This is a genomic window from Cytobacillus sp. MT66 (genome assembly GCF_058792595.1).
The window spans coordinates 1-1,500 of the sequence record NZ_JBXAFB010000043.1 but is presented as its reverse complement, the minus strand read 5'-3'; the positions used below and the strand labels follow the sequence as shown (position 1 = coordinate 1,500).

Genomic DNA, 1,500 nt, shown 5'->3' with positions numbered 1-1,500 from the left:
GCAAAACTGGATTTTTCCTTTGGTTTATCTATCCGATTTTCTTGTATGGAATCACCCTTATAAGATCAAAAATCAATACTCGTTCCAGACGGAGTTGAAAGAATGAAAAAAGTTGTTATTCTGCTGTGTTCTCTTCTTTGTACTGCATGCATGGCCCCTGAAAAAATAATAGAAATGCAAGGGATTTCAACGATTATTGGCTATGACTTGCTTGATGACAATACATACAAAGGCACTATCAGTTTGTTACAATTTGACCGAAAAGAAGAAAAGACCAGTGTAACCCTTTCAGCTGAAGGAACGACTAGTAAACAAATCAGACAAAAACTAGAGGAACAGACAAGCCATGACATTACGTCTGGTCAATTAAGGACCATACTGTTTAATAAAAATATGGCAGAAACAGTAGGAATTGCTGCTTTTCTGGATACAATGCAACGAGATAGCAGTATCGGTTCTTTAATCTTTTTAGCCATTACTGATAATGCTGAGGAGACGATTAACAATACAAACTATGAAGAATATCCCGAAATGGGATCCTATATCTATCAACTATTGGATAAACACGAAAAGAAAGAAATGTTAGTCAACTCCAACTTACATGATTTTATAACTGCACTTTATGAAATTGGTATCGATCCTACACTACCCGTGATTAAAAGTGCAAATGGGGTAGCACCTTCTATAGGTGGTGTTGCATTATTCAAAGATGATAAAATTTTGGGGTCTATTTCGTTGATAAACACCTTTTACCTAAAATTATTCACAAATAATAATGCCATTTTAGGTGATATAACTGTAGAGATTCCTGCTGATGAGCTAGAGAAAAGGAGTATAGCAAAACTCAACCTTCCTAAAAGTGATATTTATAAGATTACACTTCATCCAATAAAGTACAAAGGAAACATTGAAATAAAGAATGAAGAATTTGTTCATTTAAATGCAACGATATCCGTTTCAACATTAGAAATTCAACCATATACTTCTGTGAAAAATAAAGATTCACTAAACAAAATGGAACAATTAATTGGTGAAGCCCTAAACAAAGAATTTGGATATATACTTGAGGAATTAAAAAATTTAAATACGGATCCCATTGGCATCGGAAGAAAAATAAGAAGTGTAAGAAAATATTCCCATTTAACTGAGGAAGATTTAAGACAAAATTACTCAACACTAAAGATAAAACCAAATATAAAGGTGGAAATTAAGCGAACTGGATCAGTTGATTAACATGTTTTAGGAACAAAATCGCTAACGCGACTTAACCACGACCCAAGTGTTGATTATTCACTGGGTCTTTTTTCTCACTTTCGCATGGTACCATTGGCAAAGGACAGACTACCTCCACTTCTTCATTTTCTTCCAAGTCAAAATGAAATTCTTCTACAACATAATTTGGAACTTCATCTTCTTTTCCGCAATCAATACATGTAAAAATAAAAAAATTCTATTTCTTCATTTAAGCTCTTCATCTAACCACTTAATAAATTCATACTG

1 protein-coding gene is annotated in these 1,500 nt (G+C 33.2%); it reads left to right on the top strand.

What is annotated here, in order from left to right:
* The first annotated feature begins 102 nt into the window (after positions 1-102).
* A complete protein-coding gene (locus tag AC1Q59_RS24710; RefSeq protein WP_492368520.1) occupies positions 103-1,233 on the top strand; it encodes a Ger(x)C family spore germination protein in 1,131 nt (376 codons plus the stop codon).
* The last annotated feature ends 267 nt before the right edge of the window (positions 1,234-1,500 follow it).